The sequence below is a fragment of the Streptomyces cavernae genome (assembly GCF_004023625.1).
GTDB classification, from domain to species: Bacteria; Actinomycetota; Actinomycetes; order Streptomycetales; family Streptomycetaceae; genus Streptomyces; species Streptomyces cavernae.
Genome location: NZ_RPDJ01000110.1, coordinates 1 through 2364, shown reverse-complemented (window position 1 = coordinate 2364; position 2364 = coordinate 1). Strand labels below are relative to the sequence as shown.

General features: G+C 67.3%; 2 protein-coding genes. Both read right to left on the bottom strand.

The annotated features are described in order from the left end of the window. Positions 1 to 54: 54 nt before the first annotated feature. Complete coding sequence (istB, locus tag EF387_RS46355; RefSeq protein WP_128382574.1) at positions 55 to 825, bottom strand: IS21-like element helper ATPase IstB; 771 nt, start codon at positions 823 to 825, stop codon at positions 55 to 57. After that, on the bottom strand, positions 822 to 2174 hold the full coding sequence (istA, locus tag EF387_RS46350; protein ID WP_476691256.1) for an IS21 family transposase: 1353 nt from the start codon (positions 2172 to 2174) through the stop codon (positions 822 to 824). The genes istB and istA overlap by 4 nt, the downstream gene beginning before the upstream one ends. Between the last annotated feature and the right edge of the window lie 190 nt (positions 2175 to 2364).

Below are 2364 nucleotides of genomic sequence, written 5' to 3'. Positions count from 1 at the left end.
TGTCCGCGTACTCTCCGATGCGGCCGGGCCGGTACGTTTGAACGCGGCCAATGGTCAGGCCACGTTGGTGTCCCGTTCGATGGCTTTGAGGCGGTTCTTGAGCCGGTAGCTGGGGCCGTTGATCGCGACGACGTCGCAGTGGTGCAGGAGCCGGTCGAGGATCGCGGTGGCGAGGACCTCGTCACCGAACACCTGTCCCCATTCGCTGAAGGTCTTGTTCGAGGTCAGGATGATCGAGCCCTTCTCGTAACGCTTGGAGATGACCTGGAAGACCAGGTTCGCCTCGGCGCGTTCGAGGGGCTGGTAGCCGACTTCATCGACCACGAGAACGCCGGGCCGCAGGTAGGATCCGAGTTTGCTGGTCAGCCGCCCCGCAGCCTCGGCGGCCTTGAGATGGCGGACCATGTCGTCGAGGGTGGTGAAGTAGACCGAGAACCCGGCCCGGCAGGCCGCGACCGCCAGGGCGACCGCGATATGGGTCTTGCCCACCCCGGGCGGACCCAGCAGGGCCGCATTGGCCTTGGCCTCGACGAACGAGAGGGTGGCCAGGTCCTTGACCTTGCGCGGGTCGAGGTCGGGCTGGAACGAGAAGTCGTAGTCGTCCAGCGTCTTGTGGTGCGGCAGCTTGGAGAACAGCAAAGACCGGCGGAAGCGGCGGTCGTCGCGGACCGCGAGCTCCTCGGACAGCACCAGGTCGAGGAAGTCGAGATAGCCGAGCTTGCCCTCCTCGGCCCGGCGGGCCAACTGGTCCAGCCCGTCGGCGAGATGGGGCAGGCCGAGCTTGGTGGCCGTGGTGCGGATACGGTTGCCGGTCAGCTCGCTCAAGACGATTCCTTGCTCTGGGGGCGGGAGTTGAAGGGCCGGGTGCCGGTGAGTTCGTCATAGACCGACAGCGGCCGGCGGCCGACCTCGATCCGGGTGGCCGCGGCCCGGTTGAGCAGGGCCTGAAGCGGTCCGCTGTCCTGCCCGGCAGTGCTGTTCCGCTGCGGCGGCAAGAAGGACACCTCGGTCGTGGTCCGCCGGTTGTTCCCCTCGGGCAGCCCGCTCCAGTGACTCTCGTCAACGACGCGGACACCACGGCCGACAGCCCTTGCATGGACGGCCAGCAGGCTGTCGCTGTCAGCAGTCGGAGTGGCCGAGTGCAGGCTGATCTGCGACTTGGTAGCCCGGACCTCCACCAGCTGGCGGGGGCGGACCTTGCGCGCCGGGACCGAGTAGAGATTGCCGTCGAAGACGACAAGGCAGTCCTTGCCGACATGCCGCAGCTGCCGTTCGGCCACCAGATAGGGGCTGGGCGGCAGCGGCTTGAGGGCCGCGTGGTCGCGGGCCGCCCGGTGTCCAATGACCTCGTGGTGGGTTGCATGGGTGCGGGCCCGTCGCTGCGGCACCCAGGCCATGAACGCGGCGTCCATCTCCTCGATCGAGGAGAAGGCCCGTCCGGCGAGCACGTGGTCGCGGACGATCAGGACCTGGCGCTCGACCCGGCCCTTGCCGGTGGGCCGGTAGGCGGCCAGCACGTCGATGTCGAAGTCGTAATGGCCGGCGAAACCCACCGCTTCCGGATGCAGCGGGACCGCTTCACCTGGCGCGACATACCGGCGCACGACCGTCTTGGTCCGGTCATAGACGATCGACATCGGCACCCCGCCGTAGTGGGCAAACGCCCGCCGGTGGCAGTCGAAGAAGGTCTGCAGATCCTGACCGGTGGTGAAGCAGCAGAACGGGTCGCGGGAGTACGACAGCGTCATGTGGAACGAATAGACCTTCGGGACGCCCAGATGGGCGAGGACGCTGCCTTCGTCGCCCCAGTCAACCTGGGCCTGGGCCCCGGGCACGACCTCGAAGCGGCGGTGCATGCCCGCCAACTCCCTCGGCGCGATGCCCAGTTCCTCGGCGACTCGTGGACGGGCCTCCTGCAGATAGAGCTTGACCCGCTGGTAGTTGATGGTGGAGCCGTAGTCCTTCACCAGGCGCTCGTGCACCACCGCACCCTTGATGAGGATCTCCGCCCTCAGCATCGCGTCGATCAGCGGCGCGACCTCGTCCACCGCCTTCTTGCGCGGGCGGCCGTTCGACACCCTCCTCGGCGGCGCGGCCGGCGCCTGCCCGGACAGATACTTACGGACGGTTTTCCGGTTCAGGCCCGTCTCCTTGGCGACCTCCGTCAAAGTCACCGCACCGGACTCGAACAGGGCACGAAAACGCCGGAGTTCCAACCAGCGTTGCGAATCCAAGACCATCGTCAGCTGCCCTCCGCCGCCCCTGACCAAGTAGCAGCAGACTGCCGAGCAACAGGACTCACCGCCTCAACAAGCGGCCCTTTTCACTCGTACGTGACTGGCCGCGTTCACGTGTACGCCGACA